The following is a 25,770-nucleotide window of genomic DNA, read 5'->3' on the forward strand; positions in this document are numbered from 1 at the left end:
GCCGAACCAACCTCCGTGTGCGGCGATCCGTCAGCGCGGTTCGCCGAGGAATCGCAGAATGTGCCCGAATACGTCGAGGGCGGCGCCGCGCCCGATGAATGCGTCGAAGTGCCCGTACCCCGGCACCTCGACATAGCGCACGTCGAGCTGGGGCTGACGCGCCGAAAGCACCTCGTGGCACAGCTTGTTCGAGTCGCGCCAGAATTCATTGCGGCTGCCGGACAGCAGCAGCACCGGGCAGTCGATGCGATCGGCGCTGTCCAGCGCGTTCGCGGGCAGCATGGCGAAGCGGTCGTCACCGTCGTGCCACGGGACGATGGTCTGGGCGAGCTCCACCCGGCGCAGATGCGGCAGGATCCACAGTGGGATGGCGCCGACCAGATCGGCCAGCCGGTCGTGGGTGCGCCGATCCAGGTTCTCGTGATTGAACAGCGACCCGCCCATCCCCCAATTGCTCTGCAGCATGCGGCAGGTCGGGTCGGGGCAGTCCGAACGCCGGGACATGAACCCGAACAGCGGGGTGTACTTGGACCAGAGCCCGACCTTGCGGAAATCGGTGGGCACGTGATCGAAGGTGGAGCGCAGCACTTCGCCGCCGAGCGCCACCCGCAGCCGGGACAGACCGCTCATCTTGGGTGTCAGGAAGACGCCCTGCGCCACCACTCCGGCCAGGCCGGGGACGAGTCCGGCCGCCATGCTCATGGCGAGGGTGAGCGCGCCGATACAGTGCGCCACCACCGAGAGCGGCTGCCCGCCGATCCGTTCCCGGATGAACGCGACCGCGCCGGGAATGTCGTAGACCGCGACCTCGTCGTAGCTGAATCGGGCCCCGGTCTCGTTGTAGGGCAGTCGGCAGCTGCCGCGCCAATCCAGCAGCCATGGTTCATAACCCGCGTCGAGCAGCACCTCGACCAGGTTGCGGATCTCGGGCACCAGGAACATGTCCGAGGAGGCGGTGTGCCCGTGCAGCAGCAGCACCGCGGGCCGCGGTGCGTTGTCGACGGTGACGCGGCGTAACTCCAGCAGGGTGCCGTCGGCGACGCGCAGCGGGATCTGCTCCACCATGGCCTCGAAGACCGGCTTGTGCAGCGGAACCAGATTCATCAGGGCAGCTCCTTCAGGGTCGCGCCGCGGCGCAGGTCGAGCAGTTCCGCGGCGGCGCGCAGCATCGGCTGCAGCGCGCCGCGGCCCACCTCCGCGCCGAACCAGGCCAGCCAGATCGACTTGGCCAGGCGCTGTTGCCGTTCGGACAGATCGGGATTCACCCGCAGCCCGTCGATCTGGTCGGGCAGGTAGGTGCCGGACGGCACGACGATCTCGCCGGAGAATGCGGCCGGTTCGCCCTCACGGCCGATCTCGATGCTGAGCGCGCGGACCTGCCGCCACACATCGCGGCGGGCCCGGGCGGATTTCTCGCCCTCCAGCCACCAGCGGGATCCGTCGGCGTCGCGCAGGGTCAGGCGATAGCGCATGAGCGGATGGGTCAGGCCGCCCCGGCGCCAGGGCACGCCCTGCTGCGGGCGGATGAACAGGTCACCGCGCTCCACCGTCAACGGCTCGGAATGCACACCGGGACAGGTGATCTCACCGGCGACATCGACGCGCCGCGCACTGACCAGCTGGTACATGCTGGTGATCGACAGGGTCAGCGCCGCCTCGCACGGAATGTCCGCGGGCGCACCGGACGCACCGACGCTGCCCGCCATGGTCTCGGCGAACCACAGGTACGGGGTGTCCTCGCGCTGTGGCAGCCGTGCCACACCGGCCGCTGCCATCAGTTCGAAGGTCTTCTGCTGGGCCGGCGAATCGTACGGAAGTGGTTCGGGCAGTTTATGTCTGCGCACGAAGGCCAGGGTGCGGTCGCAGCGGCCGGGCGGTGCGGTCAGCGAGCCCCGGATCAGATCGGTCGCGCCCGGTGATTGCAGCATCCAGGCCAGGAAGTCGAGTTCCGGGACTGGTTCGGTGCGAATGCGGTCCAGTGCCTCGGTGCGCCACTGCTCCCAATGTTGTACGCGCACGGGCATTCCCGCCAGCGCCATCTCCCGCACGGTGCTGTCCATGGTCTGGGGGATGCCGGTGAGGTTGTAGTTGTAGCCCCAGGCGCTGGGCTCGCACACGATGGCGGCGGCGACCCGGCTGACCCAGTCGACGGAGGCCACATTGAAGCACCGGAATTCGGGCACGGTGCGGAATCGGGAGATGGCCGCGAGCATGGCGCTGCTGAGGTCGTGCGGGTTGTGCGCACCGGTCTCACGGTGGCCACCGATGCCGCCGGGGCGCAGGAAGGTCACCGTGAGGCCGTGCTCGCGGGCGCGCCGCAGTGCGGCCTCGGCTGCCCATTTCGTCTTGTCGTAGCCCGCGCCCAGCTTGTCGATGCGCGCGACGGGCACATCCTCGCCGATCGCGGCGACGCCGACCTCGTTGAAGACCGCGATGGACGAAATATGGTGCAGCGGTTTGACCGTGCCGGTGACGGCCAGCTCCGCCAGGGTGAGGGCGCCGAGCACATTGCTCTGCCGCAGCGAGGAGTAGCCACGCAGGAAGTCCACCGCCGCGGCCACGCCGACGATCGAATCCACCTCCAGCGCAAGGCTGTTCCAGCGCTCGGGGGTCAGACCCAGGCGCGGGCTGCGCACATCGCCGGGCAGTACCGTGATCCGCCGTTGCACCTCGACGGACCAGGGCAGATCGAAGCCGGTCAGCGCGTCACCGAGCCGCACCAGACCCGCCTGCTCGTCCGCGGCGCGCACCAGGCAGATCACGTGAGCGTCGCTGTGCCGCAGAAGATCCAGCAGCATATGGCTGCCCAGGAAGCCGGTGGCACCGGTGAGCAGAATGCGGCGCGGGGCGGTCTGTGGCGGCGGTCCGACGAAGGGCAGCCGATCCACCAGGGCGATATCCGCCAGGATCTGGGCGAGGGTGTCGTCCGCGGTGGCGTCGACGCCGAGGGTGGTCGCGAACACGGCGGGCGCGCCCGGGGCGGCAACGACGGCCGGTACCGTACCGTCCCCGGGCATTCCGGTATCGACGGCGATTCCGTTGGCGCGCAACCAGCGTTTGGCCAGCTGTCGCGGCCGGGCATCGGCGAACACATCGTCGAGCGGCAGTTCGACACCGTGTTCGCGGGCAAGTTCGGCCACGAGTTCCACGGCGGCGACCGAGGTCGCTCCGCCTTCGAAGAAATCGGTATCGGCATCGAGGGCCGCACCGGGGACCAGCCGGGCCGCGATGGCGGTGATGGCCGCGGTCAATCGCTCGAGGTCCCAGTTCCCGTCGATCGAGGCGGGCGGCACGGCGGACGCCGGTGGCGCGCCCGCGCCACCGGCCGCCGCCAGCAATGCGGCGATATCCAGTGCGCCGCCGCCATTTTCGACGAGTTCGGCCTGGTCGAGGCGATCGACGTCCGGGGTTCGGACGGGGACACCATTGTGCTGGTCTCCCATCACAATCTCTCCTTCATTGTTGACGGTCACTGTTCCCACGACCGAAACGACCGCAGGTAGGGCAGCTCGGTATTGGCGTCGAGCACCGGATCGTCGACCGCGCCGCCACCCAGCGCCGAAATCAGTCGCCGCGCGGGCACATTGCGGGCCGTCGCCTCCGCCACGACGCGCACCGAGGTGTGTCCGAGTGCCTCGGCGCGGTCGGCCAGGAACCCCAGCAGGCGCTCCTCCACGCCGCGGCCGAGCGCGCGGCAGCTCAGATGCCAGCCGGAGACGCGGAGCGCGCCCGATTCGGAACGCAGTGCGAGCAAACCGATTTGGCCGTAGTCGCCGAAGCGGTCCCGGGCCGCGACCGTCCATACCTCACCTTCGCTGCGCCAGCGCTCGAGTTCGCCGTCGGCGACCTTGCGCAACGCGAACTGATTGGTGCGGCGAATGAGCTGGGCGGCACGCTCCTGTGTGTCCTCGGAGACCTCGGCGATATCCACGACCAACTGGAGCTGGGCGAGGAATTCGGCGAATTCGGTACGCGCCCGGACGGAGTCGCGCTCGCGCTCCTGCCGGTAGAACTCGGCGCGACCGGCGTCCTCCGCAGTCCGGGTGATCGGGACCAGTGGCCAGAGCCGGGTGAGTAGTGCGGGCAGTTCCTCCACCGGAGGGCAGGTGATGCTCAGGACTTCCGGCAATTCGGCGCGCATGGCGGCGATTTCGACGGGGTTGTCATCGAGGAAGGCGAAGCTGTCCACACCGAGAGCAAGTTGTGCGGCGATCTCGGTCAGGCGCGCGGCTTTGCGATCCCATCCGGTCGAGATGGCGCTGAAGTGCTCGGCCCGCAGCAGGGCGTCCGGGCGGTCCAGCACCGCGCGCACGGTCTGCTCGTCATTGTTGCTCACCAGCGCGAGTAGCACGCCGGACTGCCTGAGCCGCAACAGTTTCCGGGCCAAATCGGCGCGCGGACCGGTGAGATCGACATGCTCGGACCCGATTTCGCCCGCTACTCCGCTCCACAGCGTGTGGTCGCCGTCCACGGCTATCACCTTGGGCAGCTCCGCGCGCATCGCGCGCAGCACATCCGCGAGCGTAAGTGCCACGGCCGCTTGGAATTCCGCGCTGAACGGCAGGTGCGCGAGCGCTTCGGTGCGCTCGTCGAACCGCTCGGTCACCGCATGCTGGCGGGTCCAGTCATCCGGCCGAAGCACCACGACGCCCGGCACGTCGGCCAGCCGGTCGGCGAGCGTCTCCTCCCAGCCGGTCAGCTCTTCCCGCACCGCCGCTGTGCGGGTGGGAAGCAGGCCGACCACCAAGGGCTTTCGGGTGTGTTCCACCAGCGCGGTGCCGGCGGCCGGAAATTCGCCGGCCAGTTCCGCGAGCAATTCATCGGAGAGCGGCCCGAACCTGCCGAGGTCGGCGGCGCGCAGCAGCACGATGCCGACCCGGGTCGCGGGATCGCGCAGCACGCCGGACGGATCACGCAGGGCGGCCAGCACCTGGTGATACGGGGCCTCGAGCAACTCCGGCGCGGCGCCGGGCGGCGTACCGGGCAGGACGTCGGTGCACGCGTATCGCAGCAGCCCGGGCAAGTTACCCAGGGCGAAACTGGCAGCGACGGCCAATGCCGGTGTGCCGGTGGTCGATTCAGCGGATGGTGCACCGGCTTCCGGAGTCGTGGCGGTCCCCGCGCCCGATGGCGTGGCGGCCACCGGGTCCGCAGGCGTGGCAGTCCCCGCGCCCGAAGGTACGGCGGCCACCGGGTCCGCCTGCTCGACGGCGACCGGCCGGTCGGGGTCGTGCACCGCCTGGGTCAGCACCGCGACGTACTCCGCGCCCAGCTCGGCTCCCCCGGCGTCATCGATGATGTCGTGGTTGTAGGTCAGCAGCACCCGGTTCAGGTCCGCCATCACCGTGACCATGAGGTCGAGATCGGAGTAGCCGACGCCGGCGGGCACCAGTTCCGCGCGCCGGAAGCCGGTATTCGAACGCAGGTAGTTGAAGTAGACCTCCACCATCGGCGCGTTGTCCCGGTAGAGACCCTCCGCGGCGAGTGTGGCCAGGGTGTCGGAGAATCCCGCTCCCTCGCCGAGCAGCCGGTGCAGGCGAGTCCCGGTGCGGCGCAATACATCCGCGATTCGGTCCGCCGCCTCCACGGTCGCCGGATACGGCACCGGAACACCGAAATAGCCCACGCCGTCGAAGGATTCGACATGGATACGGGTATCGACCGGGACCGCGAGCACGAAGCGGTCCACCCGCCGGCGCCGGGACAGCTGCACGGTCAGCGCACCGAGGAAGAACGCGGCCGGGGTGATGCCCAATTCCCGGGCCCGCCCGGTGACCTGGTCGAGCAGGCCGTCCGGAAGCTCCGCCACGGCGGTTCCGGCCCGATAGGAGCGTTGCGCCGGCCGGGGGCGCGAGACCGTCAGGTCCAGTCGCCGGCTACCCGCGAATTCCGCACGCCAGGCGGCATTGTCGCTGCCGCCGGTGTGTGCGCGCTGTGCCCGGAGCAGATCGTCGAAGTCCCGGTTCGTGGCCGTCCCCGGCAGCGCCGCGCCCGCGAGCTCGGCGTCGATCTCACCGGCCACCAGCAGCATGGATTGGGCGTCGCACACGCTGTGGTGCGCGCCGAAGACGAGCACCTGCGCACCGGACGGAGCTTCGAGCAGCGCGAAGCGCCACAGCACCCCGGTGGCCGGGTCGAACGGTGGTTCCATCAAAAGGCGCAACCGCTCCGCGACCGTCTCCGCGCCGCAGTCGGTGACCGGTGTCCGGCGCAGCAGCGCACCGACGGGTGCGCGGTGCGCGACCAGTTCACGACCGTGCTCCGCGCTGGGCTCGATGGTGAGACGCAGTGCGGCATGCCTGGCCGCGAGCCGGGCGAGCAAAGCGGTGAGTTCGGATTCGGTGGTCACGGCGGTGCCGAGCCGAATGGCCAGGCCGAGGGTGACCGCCGCGGTCGGCACACCGTGCCCGCTGCGCAGCAGGCGCATGACATCGCGGGTCGCGGGCGCGCGCACCACCTCGGGGAGTCCGGCCTCGACCGTGACGCCCAGTGCCGCAAGCACTCCGGTAGCTCGCAGCCGCTCCAGCGGAGTCGCGGCCAGCAGCTCCCGCAGGCCGCCTTCGTCCAGCACGGCCGACCGAGCGTTCGAGGTCGGCTCCGACCCGCCGGTGTCCCCGGTGGGCGGGGCGGTGTCCGAGATCGCCTGTGCCGTAGCGCTGTTCGCGGCCTCGGTGCGCAGATAGCGGGCCAGTGCGCGCGGACTGGGGTTGTCGAAGATGGCGGGGATGGGGATCGGCAGTCCGGTGGCCGCGCGCAAGCCATTGCGTAGTTCGACCGCCATGAGGGAGTCGAATCCGAGCTGCTGGAAGGAGCGATCCGGGTCGATATCGCCGGGACTGTGCTGTCCGACCGCGCGCGCCGTCAACTCTCGAATGAGTTGCAGCGCCGCCTCGATCGCCGCCGCCTCGTCGAGGCCGGCCAGCTCGGCCGCGAGACCCGCATCGGCCGCGGCGTCCACGGCAACCGCCGCGGTACGACGGACCCGGGCCGGCACCAGGCTCCGGAGCAGAGCGGGCAGCATCGGGGCCCGCCGCAGGGCGGCGAGATCCAGGCGCATGGGCACCAGGGCGGGTGCGTCGACGGTGAGCGCGGCATCGAACAGTGCCAGGCCCCGCTCCGGCGAAATCGCCTGCACCCCGGTGCGTTCGAGCCGCTGCCGGTCGGCGACGGCCAGCTCGTCCGCCATGCCGGTATCCCACAGGCCCCAGGCCAGTGCCTGCCCGGGCAGGCCGTGCGCCCGGCGGTGGGTGGCGAGGGCATCGAGGAAGGCATTGGCCGCCGCGTAGTTCGCCTGCCCCGGCGCACCCAATGTACCTGCGGCAGAGGAGAACAGCACGAACAGTTCCAGGTCGAGATGCGCCGTGGCGTTATGCAGATGCAGGGCCGCATCGACCTTCGGGCGCAGCACGGCGGTGAGTTGTGCGGCGGTGAGTGAGCCGACGGTGGCGTCGTCATTGACTCCGGCGACGTGCACCACACCCGCCAGGGGCAGATCGGCCACCAGGGCGCGCACCTGTTCGGCATCGGTCACATCGCAGCGGGCGATGGTGACCTCGGCGCCGAGTTCGACCAGCTCCGTGTGCAATTCGGCCGCGCCCGGCGCGTCCGGGCCGCGGCGGCTGGCCAGTACCAGGTGTTTCACGCCCCGCTCGATCACCAGATGCCGGCTGATCAGCGCGCCCAGCGCACCCGACGCACCGGTGATCAGCACCGGACCGCCGATACCCGCAGCCGGCTCGGTCACGGCGGCCGGGGTGCGGACCAGTCGCGCCGCGTACGCCCGGCCGGCGCGCAGCAGCAGCTGCGGTTCACCGGCGGCCGGCACCGTCGCGATATCGATCTCGGTGAGCGCGGTATCGCTGTCCAGCAGCGTGATTCGGCCCGGGTTCTCCGATTGGGCGGAGCGCACCAGCCCCCAGACGGCCGCGCCCGCCAGGTCCGGCACATCCTCGCCGGGCAGCGCGACCGCACCCCGGGTGTGCACCAGCATCCGGCTCGCGGCGAACCGCTCCTCGGTGACGAAGGCGCGCAACTCCTCGAGCATGCGTTGAGTGGCGGCGTGCACGTCGGCGGCGGTGGCACCGGGCACCGGGGTGTGCACTATGAGTTCCGGAACCGGTTGTGACGCAACCTGATCCGCAGGGAGCGAGATGGTCTGCCAGTCCAGGCGATACAGATCGGGCTCGAATCCGGCCGCGGGGGTGAGGGCCAAATGTTCGGCGGTGACCGCGCGCACCAGAATCGAATCCACTCGCAGCACCGGCTGTCCCGCCCCGTCCACGGCGGTCAGGGTGAACAGGTCGGGACCGGTGCGGGCCAGCCGGACGCGCAGTGCCGTCGCACCACCGGCCGCCAGTGTCACGCCGGACCAGGACAGTGGCAGCACCACCCGCTCGTCGGCGGCGTCGAACAGGGCCAGAGTGTGCAGGGCCGCGTCCAGCAGGGCGGGGTGCAGACCGTAATCGGCGGCCTCGCGATGCGCCTGCTCGGGCAGTGCGATCTCGGCGAATATCTCGTCCGTACCGCGCCAGGCGGCCCGCAGCCCCTGGAAGAGCGGGCCGTAGGCGTAGCCGCGCTCGGCCAGTCGGGGGTACACCCCGGTGACATCCACCGGTTCGGCGCCGGTGGGCGGCCAGGTATCGAATCCCGTTGTGGTCCCGGCCATTTCGGCGGTCAGAACACCGTGCGCATGCTCGATCCACGGCTGCTCGGTATCACCCTCGGGCCGCGCGTAGACGGTGAAGTCGCGGTCCGCTCCGGACAGGGAGTCCGCGACCACCACCCGAAGTTGCGCACCCGCCCCGGGCCCGAGCACCAGCGGCGCGCGCACCACCAGTTCACGGACCACCGGACGGTCGATCTCATCGCCCGCCCGCACCGCGAGTTCGACGAAGGCGCTGCCGGGCAGCAGCACCGTGCCCGACACCGCGTGATCGGCCAGCCAGCGCTGAGTATGGACGGAGAGTCGTCCGGTGAGTGCCACACCGTCCGAATCCGGTGCGCCGAGCACCGCGCCGAGCATGGGATGCGCGGCGGCGGTCAGTCCGAAATCGCTTGCGGCACCGGCTGTCCCGGTCGGCTCGAGCCAGTAGCGGGAACGCTGGAAGGCGTAGGTCGGCAGTTCCACGCAGCGCGCGCCCGCGTCGAGATAGGTGTCCCAGCGCACCGCGCCGCCCGCGACGAACAGTTGCGCCGCCGCGCGCAGGAAACGCGGCAGCCCACCGTCGTCGCGACGCAGCGTACCCGTCACGAAAACCCGTTCACCGGCGGCGATTTCGTCGAGCGTCTCGGCGATGACGGAGGTCAGCACCGCGTGCGGACCCACCTCCAGGAAGGTGCGATGGCCGCGCTCATAGGCACTGCGAACCGCCTCTTGCAGCCGAACCGGTTCGCGCACATTGCGATACCAGTAGCCGGCATTCAATTCGGTGGTGTCCAGCGCCGTTCCGGTCACGGTGGAGAAGAACTCGAGGTCCGCTGCCGCACCGCCGGCGTCGGCGAAGACCCCGGCCAGCTCGGCTCGGACGGTATCGATGTGCGCGGAGTGCGAGGCGTAGCGGATGGCTACCGGGCGAGCGCGAATATCTTGGGCCGCACACCATTCCACCAGCTCGTCGATGGCGCTCCCGGTACCCGAGACCACCGTCGAACCCGGACTGTTGATCGCCCCGATCTCCAGGGCGCCCTCCCAGCGGGTGATCCATTCGCGCACCTCGGCGACCGGAGCCGCCACCGACGCCATGCCCCCGGTGCCCGAGAGAGCCAGCAGCGCGAGGCCGCGGCGGGCCATCAATCGCATGGCATCGCGCAGGGACAGCGCACCCGCCACATGGGCGGCGACGATCTCACCCTGGGAATGCCCGATGACGGCGGCGGGCCGCACCCCGACCGATTCCCACAGCCGCACCAGCGCCACCATCACCGCGAGCAGGGCGGGCTGCACCACATCCAGTCGATCCAGCTCCGGCGCGCCGTCGGCGCCGCGCAGCACATCCAGCAGCGACCAGTCGACGAATTCGGCCAGCACCTCGGCACATTCGTGCAGTCGCTGCGCGAAGACCGGCGCGGAATCCAGCAGCTCGACCGCCATTCCGGCCCACTGGGCGCCGTGCCCGGAGAATACGAACACCGGCGGGCCGCACTCCTGCGCCCGGCCGCGCACGACCGTGCCGCCCGCCTCCCCCGCACCGAGCGAACGCAGCCCGGCGAGCAATTCGGCTCGGCCGGAACCGATCACGACGGCGCGGTCGTCGAAGAGCGAGCGGGTGGTCACCAGCGAATGCGCGATATCGAACGGATCGAGCTCGGGATGCTCCGTCAGGTGGGCGGCCAGCCGATCGGCCTGCGCCGTCACCGCCGCGCCGGTGCGCCCGGACAGCACCAGCGCGAGTGTCCGCGGGCGAACCGCGAGATCGATGTCCGCCGGCGCGCTCGCCGGGGCCTCCTCGACAATCACGTGCGCATTGGTGCCGCTGATGCCGAACGACGAAATACCCGCTCGCCGTGGCCGATCCGCCGGCGGCCAGTCCCGGCACTCGGTCAGCAACTCGACTCGGCCGGCTGTCCAGTCCACGTGCCGGCTCGGCGCGTCCACATGCAGCGTGCCGGGCATGATGTCCCGGCGCAGCGCCTGCACCATCTTGATCACGCCCGCCACACCCGCGGCGCCCTGGGTGTGACCGATATTCGACTTCACCGACCCGAGCCACAGCGGCCGATCCGCCGGGCGATCGCGGCCGTAGATGGCCAGCAGCGCCTGCGCCTCGATCGGATCACCGAGGGTGGTGCCGGTACCGTGCGCCTCCACCACATCCACATCAGCGGTGGTGATCCCCGCCGACGCCAGCGCGGCCCGAATCACCCGCTGCTGAGACGGACCGTTCGGGGCGGACATGCCATTGCTGGCACCGTCCTGATTCACCGCCGAACCGGCCAGCACCGCCAGCACCGGATGACCGTTGCGGACGGCATCCGAAAGCCGTTCCAGCACAATCACACCCGCGCCCTCGGCCCAGCCGACACCGTCGGCGGCATCGGCGAACGCCTTGCACCGCCCATCCGGTGACAGGCCGCGCTGGCGCGCGAATTCGATGAAGGTGCTCGGTGAGGACATGACGGTCACACCGCCCGCCAGCGCGAGCGCGCACTCCCCCGCGCGCAGCGCCTTCGCGGCCAGGTGGATGGCGACCAGCGAGGACGAGCAGGCCGTGTCCACGGTCAGCGCGGGACCCTCCAGTCCCAGCGAGTAGGCGACCCGGCCCGAGACCACGCTACCGGCGTTACCGGTGGCCAGATACCCCTCCGCCTCGGCCGGCACCCGGCCGTTCAGGCGGAGCAGATAATCCTGATACATGACCCCCGCGTAGACGCCGGTCGCACTGCCTCGCAACGTTTTCGGGTCGATGCCGGCGTGTTCGAGGGCCTCCCAGGACACCTCCAGCAGCAATCGCTGCTGGGCGTCCATGGCCAGGGCCTCGCGCGGGCTGATGTCGAAGAACTCGGCATCGAAATCGGCCACCCCGCGCAGGAATCCGCCACCGCGCGCATAGGTCTTGCCGATCGCGGCCGGATCCGCGTCGTAGAGCCGATCAGTGTCCCAGCCCCGGTCGTCCGGGAACCCGGACACCATGTCCCGGCCCTGCGCGACGACGGACCAGAGTTCGCCGGGTGATTCGATACCGCCCGGATACCGGCAGCCGAGACCGACGATCGCGATCGGTTCCCGATCTTTGGCGGCCAGCCGCCGGTTCGCCACCCGCAGCTTCTCGTTATCGCTCAGGGACGCTCGTAGCGCCTTGACGAGCCGATCTTCGGCAGCAGTCATCTCACAACTCCCTACAGGTCGAATTCGTCTGGGAAAGAGGCGGATTCGCCGCCGAGCGCCATTTCCACGAGCGCGTCGACATCGAGGTCCTCGAACTCGGCGCCCACCTCGCCGGGGGCATCGTCCAGGGCGAGCTCACCGCCGTCCTCGGTGAAGGCCAGCAGGGCGTCGAGCAGGCCGGACCGGCGCAACCGGTCGAGTGGAATCGTCCGCAGCACTTCGCGAATCCGCTCGTCCTCGGCGACCGGGGCAGCCGGTTCGGGCCGCAGCTCGCCCACCAGATGGCGGGCCAGTTCGAGCGGATTCGGATAGTCGAATACCGCGGTGATCGGTAGCGGCAGACCGGTGGCGGCCCGCAGCGCATTGCGGAACTCCACCGCCATCAGCGAGTCGAAGCCGTAACTCTGGAACGACCGCTCCGGCTTGATCGCCGACGCGGTGGCGTGGCCCAGCGCGGCGGCGGCGTGTCCGCGCACCAGCTCCAGGGTGACCTGGACCGCCTCGAGCTCCGGCAGCCCGGCCAGGCCCGCGGTGAATCCCGAAGCCGCGGCGGCATCCTCGGCCCGCACCGCGGCGCGGCGCGGCTGGGGCCGCACCAGACCGTCGAACAGCGGCGGCAGCTCCGGCAGCGACCGCAGCGCGTCCAGATCCAGGCGCACCGGAATCGGCACCGGCGAGTCGAGTCCGATCGCGGTGTCGAACAACGCCATTCCCGCCTCCGCCGGAATCGGCCGCAGCCCGGAGCGCCGCAGCCGGGCCCGGTCGGCCGCACCCACCGCATCGGCGAGCCCGGTATCCCACATGCCCCAGGCCAGCGAGTGCGCGGGCAGATGCCGGGCGCGGCGATGTGCGGCCAGCGCATCGAGCAGCCCATTGGCGGCCGCGTAATTGGCCTGGCCGGGCGCGCCGAGGATGCCGGCGACCGAGGAGTACAGCACGAAGAACGACAGCTCCATATCGGCGGTCAGTTCGTGCAGGTGCAGTGCCGCATCGGCTTTCGGGCGCAGCACGGCGGCCAGCCGGTCGGGTGTCAGCGAGCCGATGGTGCCGTCGTCGACCACACCGGCCGTGTGCACCACGCCGGAGAGCCGTACCCCGGACAGCAGTGCGCGCAGTTGCTCCCGGTCCGCGACATCGCAGGCCGCGACCGTCACGTCCGCGCCGTATCCGGTCAGCTCGGCCCGCAGTGCCGCCATGCCCGGGGCGTCCGGCCCGCGCCGGCTCACCAGCAACAGCCGTCGCACCCCGTGCGCGGTCACCAGATGACGCGCGACCAGGGTGCCGAGCGCACCCGATGCGCCGGTGACCAAAACCGGGCCGTCGGAGTCGGCGAGCGGGCCGGGCGTACCGGTGCCGCCCGCCGCGGGAGCGGTCTCGCGTGGCATCCGCCGCAACCGTGCCGCGTACGCCACCCCGCCGCGCACCACCAATTGCGGTTCGCCGGCGGCCAGGACGGCGGCGAGATCGACGGTGTCGTCGGTGTCCACCAGCACGATGCGATCCGGGTGTTCGGACTGTGCCGAGCGGGCCAGACCCCACATGGCCGCCCCGGCCATATCCCGCACATCCTCGCCGTCGCGGGCCATCGCACCATTGGTGACGATGAGCAAACGCGAACGGGCGAAACGCGATTCGGTGACGAATCGCCGCAGCACCTCCAGCAATTCCCCGGTCGCGGTATGCACGGCCGCCACCGAATTGCCCGGAAGTCCGTCGTAGACAACGAGTTCGGGCACCGTATCGGCGAGTAGGCGCCACTCCGACGAGGCCGGGCGGGGCGCGGATTCCGGCAGCGCCATCGGTATCCAGCTCAGCTGGAACAGGTCTCGGTACGCATCGGCGGACGCCAGCTGCTCCGGCGTCACCTCGCGGGTCAGTACCGATTCCACCGCGAGCACCGGCCACCCGCCCGGATCGGTGGCGAACAGGCGCACGGTGTCGGGGCCGGTACGGGTGATCCGCACGCGCAGCGCACGAGCTCCGGCACCGGTCAATGTGACACCGGTCCACGCCATCGGCAGGAGGAGCCGATCGGCCTGCTGTTCGAAAGCCATGACATGCAGGGCGGCATCGAGCAGCGCGGGATGCAGGCCGAAGAGTTCGGCTTCGCGATGCGCGGAGCTCGGCAGCGCGACCTCGGCGAAGAACTCCTCGCCCCGCCGCCAAGCCGACCGCAGACCGCGGAACTCCGCACCGTACTCGTAGCCGCGGGCGGCCAGTCGCTCGTAGACATCACCGGTCTCGAGCCGCTCCGCGCCCGCGGGCGGCCAGACCCCGGAATCGGGCGTGAGTACCGGCGCCGAGGCCGAAAGCAGGCCCTGCGCATGCTGAATCCAGGGCGCCGCGGCGTCGTCGTCCGCCCGCGAATAGATCGCGACCGTTCGATCGCCGTCGGCCTCGGCCGCGCCGACCACCGCCTGTACCTGCCGGCCCGCCCGCTCCGCGAGCACCAGCGGCTCCCGCAGCAGCAATTCGCGCAGCACCGGTGCACCGGCCTCGTCACCCGCGCGCAGGGCGAGCTCCACGAAGCCGGTCCCGGGCAGCAGCACCGAACCGGCGACGGCGTGCCCGGCCAGCCACGGCTGCGCCCGCAGCGACAATCGGCCGGTCAGTGTGACACCGTCCGAATCCGGTTGTGGCACAACGGCACCGAGCAGCGGGTGGCGCGCTTCGCGCTGACCCAGCCGGGCCACATCACCCGTCGCGGCGGCAGGGTCCAGCCAGTACCGCTCGCGCTGGAAGGCATAGGTGGGCAGGTCGACCCGGCGCGCACCGCTACCGTCGAAGAGTGCGGCCCAGCGCACCTCGGTCCCGGCGACGTATGCCTCGGCAGCCGATTCCAGGAAGCGCGCCCGGCCACCCGCGCCGCGGCGGAGCGTGCCGCCCGCGAAAACGTCCGGCCCCGCGCCGATTTCGTCGAGGGTCGCCGCGGTCACCGGCACCAGGGCCGGGTGCGGGCTGATCTCCAGGAATATCCGATGGCCGAGTTCGTGCGCACGGCGCACCGCATCTGCGTAGCGCACCGGTTCGCGGACATTGCGGTACCAGTAGCCGCCGTCCAGGTCCGCGGTGTCGAGTACGTCCCCGTACACCGTGGACAGGAATGGAATCGTCCCGGTGCGCGGTGCGATACCGGCCCAGGCAGTACGCAGTTCCGCGCGCACCGCGTCGATATGCGGTGAGTGCGAGGCGAATTCGATCGGAACGCGGCGCGCCCGCACACCCTCGGCGGCGTAGCGCGCGGACAACTCCTCGATGGCCGCGAGGTCGCCGGAGACGACCGTCGACACCGCACTGTTCACGCCCGCGACCACCAGTCGGCCCGAGTACTCCGAAAGCTGTTCGCGCACAGCGTCTTCGGACAGCGGAACGGACAGCATGGCTCCGGTGCCGGCGAGCGGGGCCAGCACCCGCCCGCGCGCCGCGACCACCCGGGCGGCATCGCGCAGCGACAGCGCGCCGGCCGTGTACGCGGCCGCGATCTCGCCGAACGAATGACCGATTACCGCGGCCGGTGTCACACCGACCGAACGCCACAGTTCGGTCAGCGCCACCAGTACGGCGAACATGACCGGCTGCACCACATCCACGCGATCCAGCGGCGGCGCACCGTCCGCGCCGCGCAGCACATCCAGGACGGACCACTCCAGAAACTCGGCCAGCGCGTCCGCGCAGACCGTCAACTCCGTGGCGAATACCGGTGCGGTATCCAGCAATTCGACCGCCATACCGGCCCATTGCGCACCGTGACCGGGGAATACGAAGACCGGTCCGCCGGTGCCGAGAGCGTGGCCGCGGATAACACCGGCCGCCTGCTCACCCGCCGCCAGTGCGCGCAGTCCGGCGAGCGATTCCGGCAGACCGGAACCGAGGATCACCGCGCGCTCGTCGAACCGCGTCCGGCCGGAGAGCAGGGACCAGCCGACATCGGCGATATCGAACTCGGGCACCGGCCGATCCAGCAACCGTCGCGCCTGATCGGTCAGTGCGGCGGCCGAACGCGCCGACAACACCCACGGCACCAGCGGCATCGCCTGTCGCACAACCGGTTCCGCGATGGCGGCCGGGGCCTCCTGCAGGATCACATGCGCATTGGTGCCGCTGATCCCGAAACCGGAGATGCCCGCCCGGCGCGGACCGCCGGTACGCGGCCACTCGCGCGGCTCGGTCAGCAGTTCCACCGCCCCAGCCGACCAATCCACCTGCCGGCTCGGCGCGTCCACATGCAGGGTGGCGGGCATGACGCCGCGCCGCATGGCCTCCACCAATTTCACGACGCCGGCCACACCCGCGGCCGCCTGCGTGTGCCCGATATTCGATTTGATCGAGCCCAGCCGCAGCGGTCGATCCGCCGGGCGATCGCGGCCGTAGGTGGCCAGCAGCGCCTGCGCCTCGATCGGATCACCGAGGGTGGTGCCGGTACCGTGCGCCTCCACCAGATCGACCTCGGCGGCCGAGATTCCGGCAGACGCGAGCGCGGCCCGAATCACCCGCTGCTGTGCCGGGCCATTGGGCGCGGTCAGTCCATTGCTCGCACCGTCCTGATTCACCGCCGAACCGGCCAGCACCGCCAGCACCGGATGACCATTGCGGACGGCATCCGAAAGCCGCTCCAGCACAACGACACCCACTCCTTCGGCGAAGCCCGTCCCGTCGGCGGCATCGGCGAACGCCTTACACCTGCCGTCCGGCGACAGCCCGCGCTTGCGGGCGAAACCGGTGAATACCGCGGGCGATGACATCACCGTCACCCCGCCGGCCAGAGCCAGCGTGCACTCTCCGGACCGCAGCGCCTGCGCCGCCAGGTGCATGGCCACCAGTGAAGAGGAGCAGGCGGTATCCACCGTGACCGCCGGACCCTCCAGTCCGAGCGCATAGGCCACCCGTCCGGAGGCGATGCTGAAGGTGCTGCTCTCGCCGAGGTAGGCCTCTACCTCGTCCGGCACGCGGCCGGTCAGGCGGGCGGCGTAGTCGGCGTAGGTGACTCCGGCGTATACGCCGGTCGCGGTGCCGCGCAAGGACTTCGGATCGATTCCGGCCCGTTCGACGGCCTCCCAGGACACCTCGAGCAGCAGACGCTGCTGCGGGTCCATCGCGAGGGCCTCGCGGGGCGGTATCCGGAAGAATTCGGCATCGAAATCGGCCACGCCGTCCAGGAATCCACCCGCGCGGGCATAGGTGGTGCCGGGGGTGGCCGGGTCCGGATCGTAGAGCGCCTCCAGATCCCAGCCGCGGTCCGCCGGGAAGCCGGTCAGCACATCACGCCGCTGCTCGACAATCTCCCAGAGCTCGTCGGGTGTGGTCGCTCCACCCGGATAGCGCAGTCCGACACCGACGATCACCACCGGATCGGCCGTATCCGCGGCGGCCACCGGCGGTTCGGTGACCGTGCCGGAATCCGGTTCCGCCACACCGACTTCCGAACGCAGGAACTCCGCCAGCTCGGCCGGGGTCGGGTAGTCGAACACGGCGGTCGCGGGCAGCCGGACGCCGATCGCCGCCTGCAGGCGATTACGGAATTCGACCGCGCCGAGCGAGTCGAAACCCAACTCCTTGAAAGTACGATCGGCGGCGATCGACTCGGTGCCCGAATGCCCCAGCGCCGCAGCCGCATGCGTGCGAATGCGTGCCAGCAGCAGCTGCCGCTGTTCGCTCACGGTACGTCCGGCGAGCTCCGCCGCGATACCGGCCGCGCCGGCCCGCGGCTGCGCCTCGATCACCCTGCGGGTGGACCGCACCAGACCACGCAGCAGCGGCGGCACCTCGCCGCCGCGAGCCAGTGCGGCCGGGTCCAGGCGGACCGGCAATACCAGCGCGTGGCCCGAATCCAGTGCGGCGTCGAACAATTCGAGTCCGGCGCGGGTGGACAGGGCCGCCACGCCGCCGCGGCTCATCCGGCCGCGGTCGCGATCGTCCAGATGTCCGCTCATCCCGCCGGACTCCGCCCAGAAGCCGTAGGCCAGGGCCACTGCCGGCAGACCGTGCCGGCGGCGGTGCTGTGCGAGCGCGTCCAGGAAGGTATTGGCCGCCGCGTAATTCGACTGTCCCGGCCCGCCCAGCACCCCCGCCGCCGACGAAAGCAGCACGAACGCGGCCAGATCGGCGTCGGCGGTCAGTTCGTGCAGATGCCAGGCGGCATCGACCTTGGGCCGCAGCACCGCCTCGATCCGCTCGGGGTGCTGCGCCTCGAAGAGCGCGTCGTCGAGTACGCCGGCGGCATGGATAACCGCGGTCAGCCGATGCCGCTCGGGCAGTTCCGCGATCAGCGCGCGCACCGCGTCCCGATCGGCGATATCGCAGGCCACCACGCGCACCCGCGCGCCGAGCTCACCGAGTTCGGCGATCAGCTCGGCCGCACCCGGTGCGTCGAGGCCGCGGCGACCGGTGAGCAGCAGGTGCCGGGCACCGTATGCGGTGACCAGGTGCCGGGCCAGGCGGGAACCGATCATGCCGGTACCGCCGGTGATCAGGACCGTGCCGTCGGGGTCGAGGGCGGTGGGCACGGTGAGGACGTTCTTACCGATGTGCCGGGCCTGACTCAGGCCGCGCAGCGCCTCGGGTGCGCGGCGCACATCCCAGGCCGTGACGGGCAGCGGGGTGAGAACACCGGCCGCGAACAACTCCAGCAGCGCGGAGAGGATCTCCCGCAGCCGATCGGGACCCGCGTCCATCAGGACGAACGGGTGATAACCGACGCCGGGGAAGCGGGCGGCGACCTCCGCACGGTCGCGCACATCGGTCAGGCCCATCTCCACGAATCGGCCGCCGGGACCCAGCAGGTCGAACGAGGCGTCCACGAATTCGCCGGCCAGCGAATTCAACACCACGTCCACGCCCCGGCCACCGGTCACCGAGCGGAAGTGCGGCCCGAACTCCACGGTGCGCGAGGTGCCGATGCGGTCGCCGTCGAAACCCATGGCGCGCAGCACACTCCACTTGGGCGGCGCGGCGGTGACGAAGACCTCCGCACCCAGATGGCGGGCCAGCTGCACCGCCGCCATACCGACACCACCGGTCGCGGCGTGCACGAGCAGCGACTCACCGGCGGACAACCCCGCGAGATCGACCAGCGCGTAATAGGCGGTGGCGAAGACGATCGGGGCCGACGCGGCCTGCATGAACGACCAGCCCGCCGGAATCGGCGCCACCATGCGCCGATCGGCGATCACCGTGCCGGCGATACCGGCGAACAACCCCAGCACCCGGTCACCCGGCGCGAGATCGGTGACATCCGGTGCGACCTCGACGATTACGCCCGCACCCTCACCACCCAGCGGGGCCGCCGCGTCCGGATACATATCGAGCGCGATGAGCACATCACGGAAATTCAGGCCCGCGGCCCGCACCGCGATGCGCACCTGCCCGGCGGCGAGTGCGGTCTCCGCCTCGGGGTCCTCGGTCAGCACGATATTGTCCCCGTGCAACGTGCCCGCGCCGAGCTTCACCAGCCGCCACGGCACCGCGCGGGCGGGCGTGCGCTGCCCCAACAGCGCTGCGCCGCCGGCGATTCCGCCGCCGATCCGGCCGATGCGGGCGGCGTAGGCCACGCCCCGGCGCACCACCAGCTGAGGTTCCGCCGCGGCCACGGCCAGCGCCACCGCCTCTTCGGCGCCGGCGGGGTCGTCCACATCGACCAGCACGAGACGGCCCGGATGCTCGGTCTGCGCCGAACGCAGCAGACCCCAGACCGGGGCGTGCAGCAGATCGGATCCGGCATCGAACGCATCGACGGTGACCGCGCCGCAGGTGAGCACCACCAGGGTGCGGTCCGGCGCGGCGGCGGCCAGCCAGTCCTGTACCCGGGCCAGGACGGCGACCGTCTCCGCCCGCACCATGGCGGCGAAATCCGTTGTCCCGGTGGGTGTGACGGCGTGCTCCGGGCGCGCGCTCACCGGCGCGATTCGGCGGGTGAGCAGCAGCACCGCCTGCGCGTCCGGGTCCGGTGCCGCGTCCGCGATATCCGTCCAGGGAAGCTCGGCGAGCGCCCCCGGCTGCCGTGGCACGGTAATCCATTCCAGGCCGTACAGGTCCTCGGGACCCGTGTCTCCGCCGGCGCCCAGCGCCCCGGCGGCGACCGCCCGCAGTGTCAGTGCCTCGATATCGGCGACCGGTCGTCCAGCCGAATCGGCAAGCGCCACACGCAGAGTCGTGCCATCGGTGCGGGTCAGGCGCACCCGCAATGCGGTGGCTCCGGCGGCGTGCAGCGTGAATCCGGACCACGAGAACGGCAGCAGTACTGCGCCGGGCGGGGTGGGGAGATCGGCCAGCAGCGCGGCGTGCAGCGCGGCATCGAGCAGCGCGGGATGCAGGCCGAAGCCCGTCACGTCCAGCCCCTCCGGCAGCGCCACCTCGGCGAAGACCTCATCCGCGCGCCGCCACGCGGCCCGCAGGCCGCGGAAGGCCGGGCCGTACTCGTATCCGCGCGCGGCGAGATCGGCGTAGCACTCGGCCGGCTCGACGGCGGCCGCGCCGGCGGGTGGCCAGGCGGTGAGTTCGGTTCCGCCGGAGACGCTTTCGGTGGCCAGCACGCCTTGGGCATGGTGCACCCACGGGGTGTCCGCACCGGTCGCCCGGGAGAAGACGGCCACCGTGCGATCGCCCAGCGCATCCGGACCACCGACACTCACCTGGACGCGCAGGGTGGCGTTCGACGGCAATACCGCGGGCGCGTGCAGCACCAGTTCCCGCAGTGTGGTCGCGCCGACCTCGTCACCGGCGCGCACCGCCAATTCCGCCAGGGCCGCGCCGGGCAGCAGCACCGTTCCCGATACCGCGTGATCCGGCACCCAGGGCTGGGCATGCGCCGATACCGACCCGGTCAGCAGCACCCCGCCCGTATCCTGCGGTGCCACAACGGCACCCAGTATCGGATGCGCGACGACGGACAGGCCGAACCGCTCCGGATCTGCCCGCTCGGGCTCCAGCCAGAAGGACCGCGTATCCCACGCGTACGTCGGCAGCTCCACCCGGCCGGTGCCCGGAGCCAGCCGCTGCCAGTCCAATTCCCTGCCGGCGACATACAATTCGGCCAGCGCGCGGTCCAGGCAGTGCGGTCCGTCCGCATCCCGGCGCAGCGATCCGACCGCTACCACCTCGCGCGCGGCATCCTCGGCAACGGCCTCGACGGCCGCCAGCATCGACGGATGCGCACTCGGTTCGACGAAATACCGGTACCCGTCGTCCAGCATCCGCCCGACGGTGTCGGCGAATCGAACCGGTTCGCGCACATTGTCGTACCAGTACTCGGCGGGCAGCGACCGCTCCACCCGCTCACCGAGCACGGTCGAGTACCACTCCACCGTGGCCGGCCGCGTCTCCAGTCCGGCCAGCGCCGCCAGCAGTGGCTCCCGCACCGGTGTCATGAACTCGGAGTGGCTGGCACGATCGACCTCGAGCCGCCGCACGAACACCTGCTCCGCTTCCAATGCCGTGACCAGCGCCTCGACCGCGGCCACGGCACCACTCACCACCGTGGCGCGCGCGGAGTTGATCGCGGCGACGGAGACCGATCCGGCAAGTCCGGCAAGGCGATCCGCCAGTTGCCCGGCGGGCAGGCCGATCATCGCCATCGCACCGGGCTCGGCGACCTCGGCCATGATCCGGCTCCGCTGCGCCACCACGGCCGCCGCATCGCGCAGACTCAACGCCCCGGCCACATAGGCGGCGGCGATCTCGCCCTGACTGTGGCCCACCACGGCATCGGGCTCGACGCCCGCCGCCCGCCACGTCGCGGCCAGCGACACCATCACCGAGAACAGCAGTGGCTGAATGTATTCCGGCCGTGTCAGCGGGACATCCAGGTCACCGCGGAGCAGGGCCAGCACCGACCAGCCCGTCTGCGCCCGCAGTACCGCGTCACAGCGTTCGAATTCGGTACGGAACGGTTCGGAGCTCGCGAACAGATCCCGCGCCATACCGGCCCATTGCGCACCCTGCCCCGGGAAGACGAAGGCGATCTTGCCGGAGGTGAGCACATCCGCCGCTCCGGCCACCACCCCGTCGACCGTCCGCCGCGCCGCCAAGGCGGTCAGCCCGTCGAGCAGTTCGGTCCGATCCCGGGCGATGACCGCGGCGCGACGCTCGAAGTGCGTGCGGTGCAAGGCGATCGAGTGCGCCAGCCGTCGCGGAGTCAGCTCCGGATCGGACTCGGCCAGCACCCGCAGCCGCTCCGCCTGCCCCGCCAGCGCCGCCGCACTGCGCGCGGACACCGGGACCAGTACGGCCACGCCCGTATCATCGACGGGCACACGGGGTACCGCCGCGACGGCCGGTGCTTCCTCGAGAATCACATGAACATTGGTGCCGCTGATACCGAAGGCGCTCACCCCGGCTCGCCGCGGCCGCGCACCGCGGGTCCACGCCGCCGGGCGGTGCTGCACACGCAGCCCGCTGCGCTCCCAATCCAGTTGTGCGGTAGGTGTTTCCGCGTGCAGAGTCGCGGGCAGCGTCTCATGCGCCAGCGCCAGCACCAGCTTGATCACACCGCTGACACCGGCGGCGGCCTGGGTATGCCCGATATTGGACTTGAGCGAACCGACGCCGACCGGCCGCTCACTCGCCCGGTCCGCGCCGAAAACCCTTGCCAGCGCGCGTGCTTCGATCGGATCGCCGAGCCGGGTACCCGTGCCGTGGGCCTCGACATAGTCGATATCGGCGGGCGTCAGCCCCGCCGCCGCGACCGCCGCCCGCACCACCCGTTCCTGGGCGATACCGTTCGGCGCACTGAGCCCCTGACTGCGGCCGTCCTGATTCATGGCCGACCCGCGCACCACCGCCAGCACCCGGTCACCGTCGCGCACCGCATCGCCGAGCCGCTTGACCATGATCAGCCCGGCGCCCTCGGACCACACCGCCCCATCCGCGTCCGCCCCGAACGCCGCGGTGCGGCCGGTCGGGGAAAGCACACTCAGCCTGCTGAATTCGACGTGCGCACCGGGCGACACCAGCAGGGTCGCCCCACCCACCAGCGCGGCATCGCACTCCCCGGCGCGCAGCGAGCGCACCGCCAGATGCAGGGCCGTCAGCGACGACGAGCAGGCGGTGTCGACGGTGAGCGCGGGACCGTGCAAACCCAGCGTGTAGGCGATGCGACCGGAGGCCACGCTCAGCGCCGTGCCCGTGCCGACGTGACCGTTCATCTGGTCCAGGCCCGCACCCGCGAGATAGCCGCTGCCATAGAGACCCAGGAAGACACCGGTCGCACTGCCCTCGAGCGATCGCGGATCACGTCCGGACCGCTCGATCACCTCCCAGCTCAATTGCAGCAGCAGCCGCTGCTGCGGATCCATGGCGGCGGCCTCGCGCGGGCCGATTCCGAAGAAGGCGGCGTCGAAACGATCTATGCCATCGAGGAATCCGCCGCGCAGCGTGTACGCCTTGCCGACCGCCTCCGGATCGGGATCGAGCAGACCCGCGGTGGGCCAGCGCCCCGCCGGGACCTCGTCGACCACATCACGGCCGGCGGTGAGCAACTCCCAGAGCGCCTCCGGATCGTCCGCGCCGGGCAGTCGGCAGGCCAGCGCGACAATCGCGATCGGCTCGTCGGAGGTATCCCGCGCCCGCGCCACCGTGGGCGTGCTCCCGGAGCCCAGAGCCGCCGAGATGGCCGCGATGGTCGGATGTTCGAACATCAGACCGGGGTCGACCGCACGGCCCAGGAAATCCGACAGCTCGGTCACCATTTCGACCAGACCCCGTGAGCCCAAGCCGAATTCCGAGAGCGGGCGCCGAGTATCGATACGCGCGGCATCCACACCCGTTCTGGTCACCACCGCATCGATCAGCCACGCACCGATCTCGGCGACCCCGCGGCCGGAACCATCCGGCACGGACTTCGTTGTGCTCCCGTGTGATTCGTCCGGGCCGGGATCGGCCGGCGACTTCGCCGGTACCCGTTCGACCACGGCAAGCTCATCGGCGAGGAAAGCGGTGCGGCACGCCTGCCGTTGAATCTTGCCGCTACTGGTCTTGAAGATCGTGCGCGGTCCGATGAAGACGATCGCGTGCAGCGGCAGCCCGTGCTCGGTGCCGACGGCCGCGCGGATCGCCATTTCGGCCGCCTCCAGCTCGGGCGCGGCGGTCGACTTCACCTCGGCGACGACCACCGGTTGTTCCCCGGTACCCGCGTCGACGGAGAAGGCCGCGACGCAGCCCGCCCGCACCGTGGCATGCGCCGACTCGACGGTCGCCTCCAGATCCTGCGGATAGTGATTGCGGCCGTCGATGATCAGTACGTCCTTGGCCCGCCCGGTGACGAAAAGTTCACCGCCCCGGAGGAATCCGAGATCCCCCGTCCGCAGAAAGGGGCCCGTGCCGTCGGCGAGCCTGGCCTCGAACACCTCACGGGTGCGCTCGGGGTGACCGAGGTATCCGCGCGCCACACTCGCGCCCGCGGTCCAGATCTCGCCGACCTCCCCGTCCGCGCACCGGACCCGAGTCTCCGGATCGGCGATCACCAGCGTGATCCCCTCGGGCGCGCGCCCGGAACCGACCCACTCCGCCGCCGCGTCCGGACCCGCCCCGCGGTCGATCGTCGGGGCGCGGTCGACACCGCCGGCGCCGGAGGCGATCAAGGTGCCCTCGGCCAGTCCGTACACCGGTAGCAACGCCTCGTTCCGGAACCCCGCCGCCGCGAAGCCTGCCGCGAAACGGCGGAGCGTACCGGCGCGCACCGGCTCGGCGCCATTGAAGGCGACCCGCCATCGACTCAGGTCCAAACGCTCGAGCAGGTCCGGGGTGACCCGGCGCAGGGCCAGTTCGTAGCCGAAATTCGGTGCGCCACTGGTGTGTGCGCCGAAGGCCGAGATGGCGGTCAGCCAGCGTTCGGGCCGCTGCAGAAAATGCTGCGGCGACATGAGTGTCGTGGTCGTGCCCTGATACAGATTCTGCAGCACCGGGCCGATCAGCCCCATGTCATGGAAGACCGGCAACCAGCTGACGAACAGGTCGCCGGGCCAGTCCGCGACGAGATCCGGTGTGTGCGCGAAGGCTTCGGCAATCGCCTGCTCGTTGTGCAGCAGGTTGCCGTGACTGACCACAACGCCCCGCGGCGCCGAGGTGGATCCCGAGGTGTACTGCAGAAACGCGATGGAATCCGGCCCGAGCACGGGGGGCTTGTACCCGGCGGCCAGCTCGTCGCCGATCTCCTCGGTGGCCACCCAGGTCAGCGTGGCCAGCTCCGGCAGCTCCGCGACCACCGCGGCGAGCGCGTCGACCACCGGCCGGGTGGTGAGCACGAGCTGGATCTCGGCGTCGGCCATGATCTGCCGCAACCGGCGCAGCGAGCGACTCAGCTCATGCAGCTGCGGCAGCGGCGCGGGCACCGCGACCACGGACCCGATCGCACAGCCGAGGAATCCGGACAGGAACTCCAGGCTCGGCGGATACAGCAGCAGCGCACGCTGATTCGTGAAACCGCCCGCACTCAGCCAGGCCGCGATGGCCTGCGCCCGGCGCTCGAGCCCCGCGTAGGTGATGGTGCTGATCTCGCCGTCGACGTCGCCGGTTTCCAGATAGCGGTAGGCGATGCGATCCGGCTGCAGCGAACTCCGCAGAGCCAGCACGTCAGCGAACGAACGGTACATGAGCACTCACCCTCGTCGTGCGCCGTCCTGCGACATTGCAAGCGACACAAGGTCTTACAGCGATAATTCACGCCACTACGCGAACGCGGACAACGCCGCCGAGGGTGCGCTCGACCTGACCGAGCGCAAGCGGAATGCGGCGATCGGCTATCGATCGCCCGGGATCCCCACCCCCAGTTGATAATTCGCGAAAGCATGGCCGAGAGGCCGGCCCCGCGAACAGCACTGCCCTGTCCTGAATGGACAAAACCCAGTCAAGCAGTCGTCCAGTTCACCGTCAAACGGAATAGCCGATCCCGTCCACCCGCACATGATGACCGAAAGTTTGCGTACCCCAAAGCTTTTCGATGCCCGCGACATACC

The 25,770-nt window shown here is 70.8% G+C and carries 4 protein-coding genes; all 4 read right to left on the minus strand.

Annotated features, from left to right (window positions below; translation table 11 throughout):
* Positions 1-30 precede the first annotated feature (30 nt).
* From GFY24_RS01475 to GFY24_RS01490, 4 genes are read right to left on the minus strand one after another with little or no spacing between them, the layout of a single operon-like run.
* Positions 31-1,104: an alpha/beta fold hydrolase gene (locus GFY24_RS01475; protein WP_153803112.1), complete on the minus strand. Its 1,074-nt coding sequence runs from the start codon at positions 1,102-1,104 to the stop codon at positions 31-33.
* Positions 1,104-3,443 (minus strand): thioester reductase domain-containing protein, encoded by a 2,340-nt coding sequence (locus tag GFY24_RS01480; RefSeq protein WP_153803113.1) that lies wholly within the window; start codon positions 3,441-3,443, stop codon positions 1,104-1,106. The genes GFY24_RS01475 and GFY24_RS01480 overlap by 1 nt, the downstream gene beginning before the upstream one ends.
* 26 nt (positions 3,444-3,469) lie before the next feature.
* Positions 3,470-11,824, minus strand: a complete 8,355-nt coding sequence (locus tag GFY24_RS01485; protein WP_153803114.1) for a type I polyketide synthase — start codon at positions 11,822-11,824, stop codon at positions 3,470-3,472.
* Between the two features lie 11 nt (positions 11,825-11,835).
* On the minus strand, positions 11,836-25,407 hold the full coding sequence (locus GFY24_RS01490) for a type I polyketide synthase (protein ID WP_153803115.1): 13,572 nt from the start codon (positions 25,405-25,407) through the stop codon (positions 11,836-11,838).
* Positions 25,408-25,770: the final 363 nt, after the last annotated feature.

Origin of the sequence: Nocardia sp. SYP-A9097 (genome assembly GCF_009649815.1) — a bacterium.
In the GTDB taxonomy this organism is placed as follows: Bacteria; Actinomycetota; Actinomycetes; order Mycobacteriales; family Mycobacteriaceae; genus Nocardia.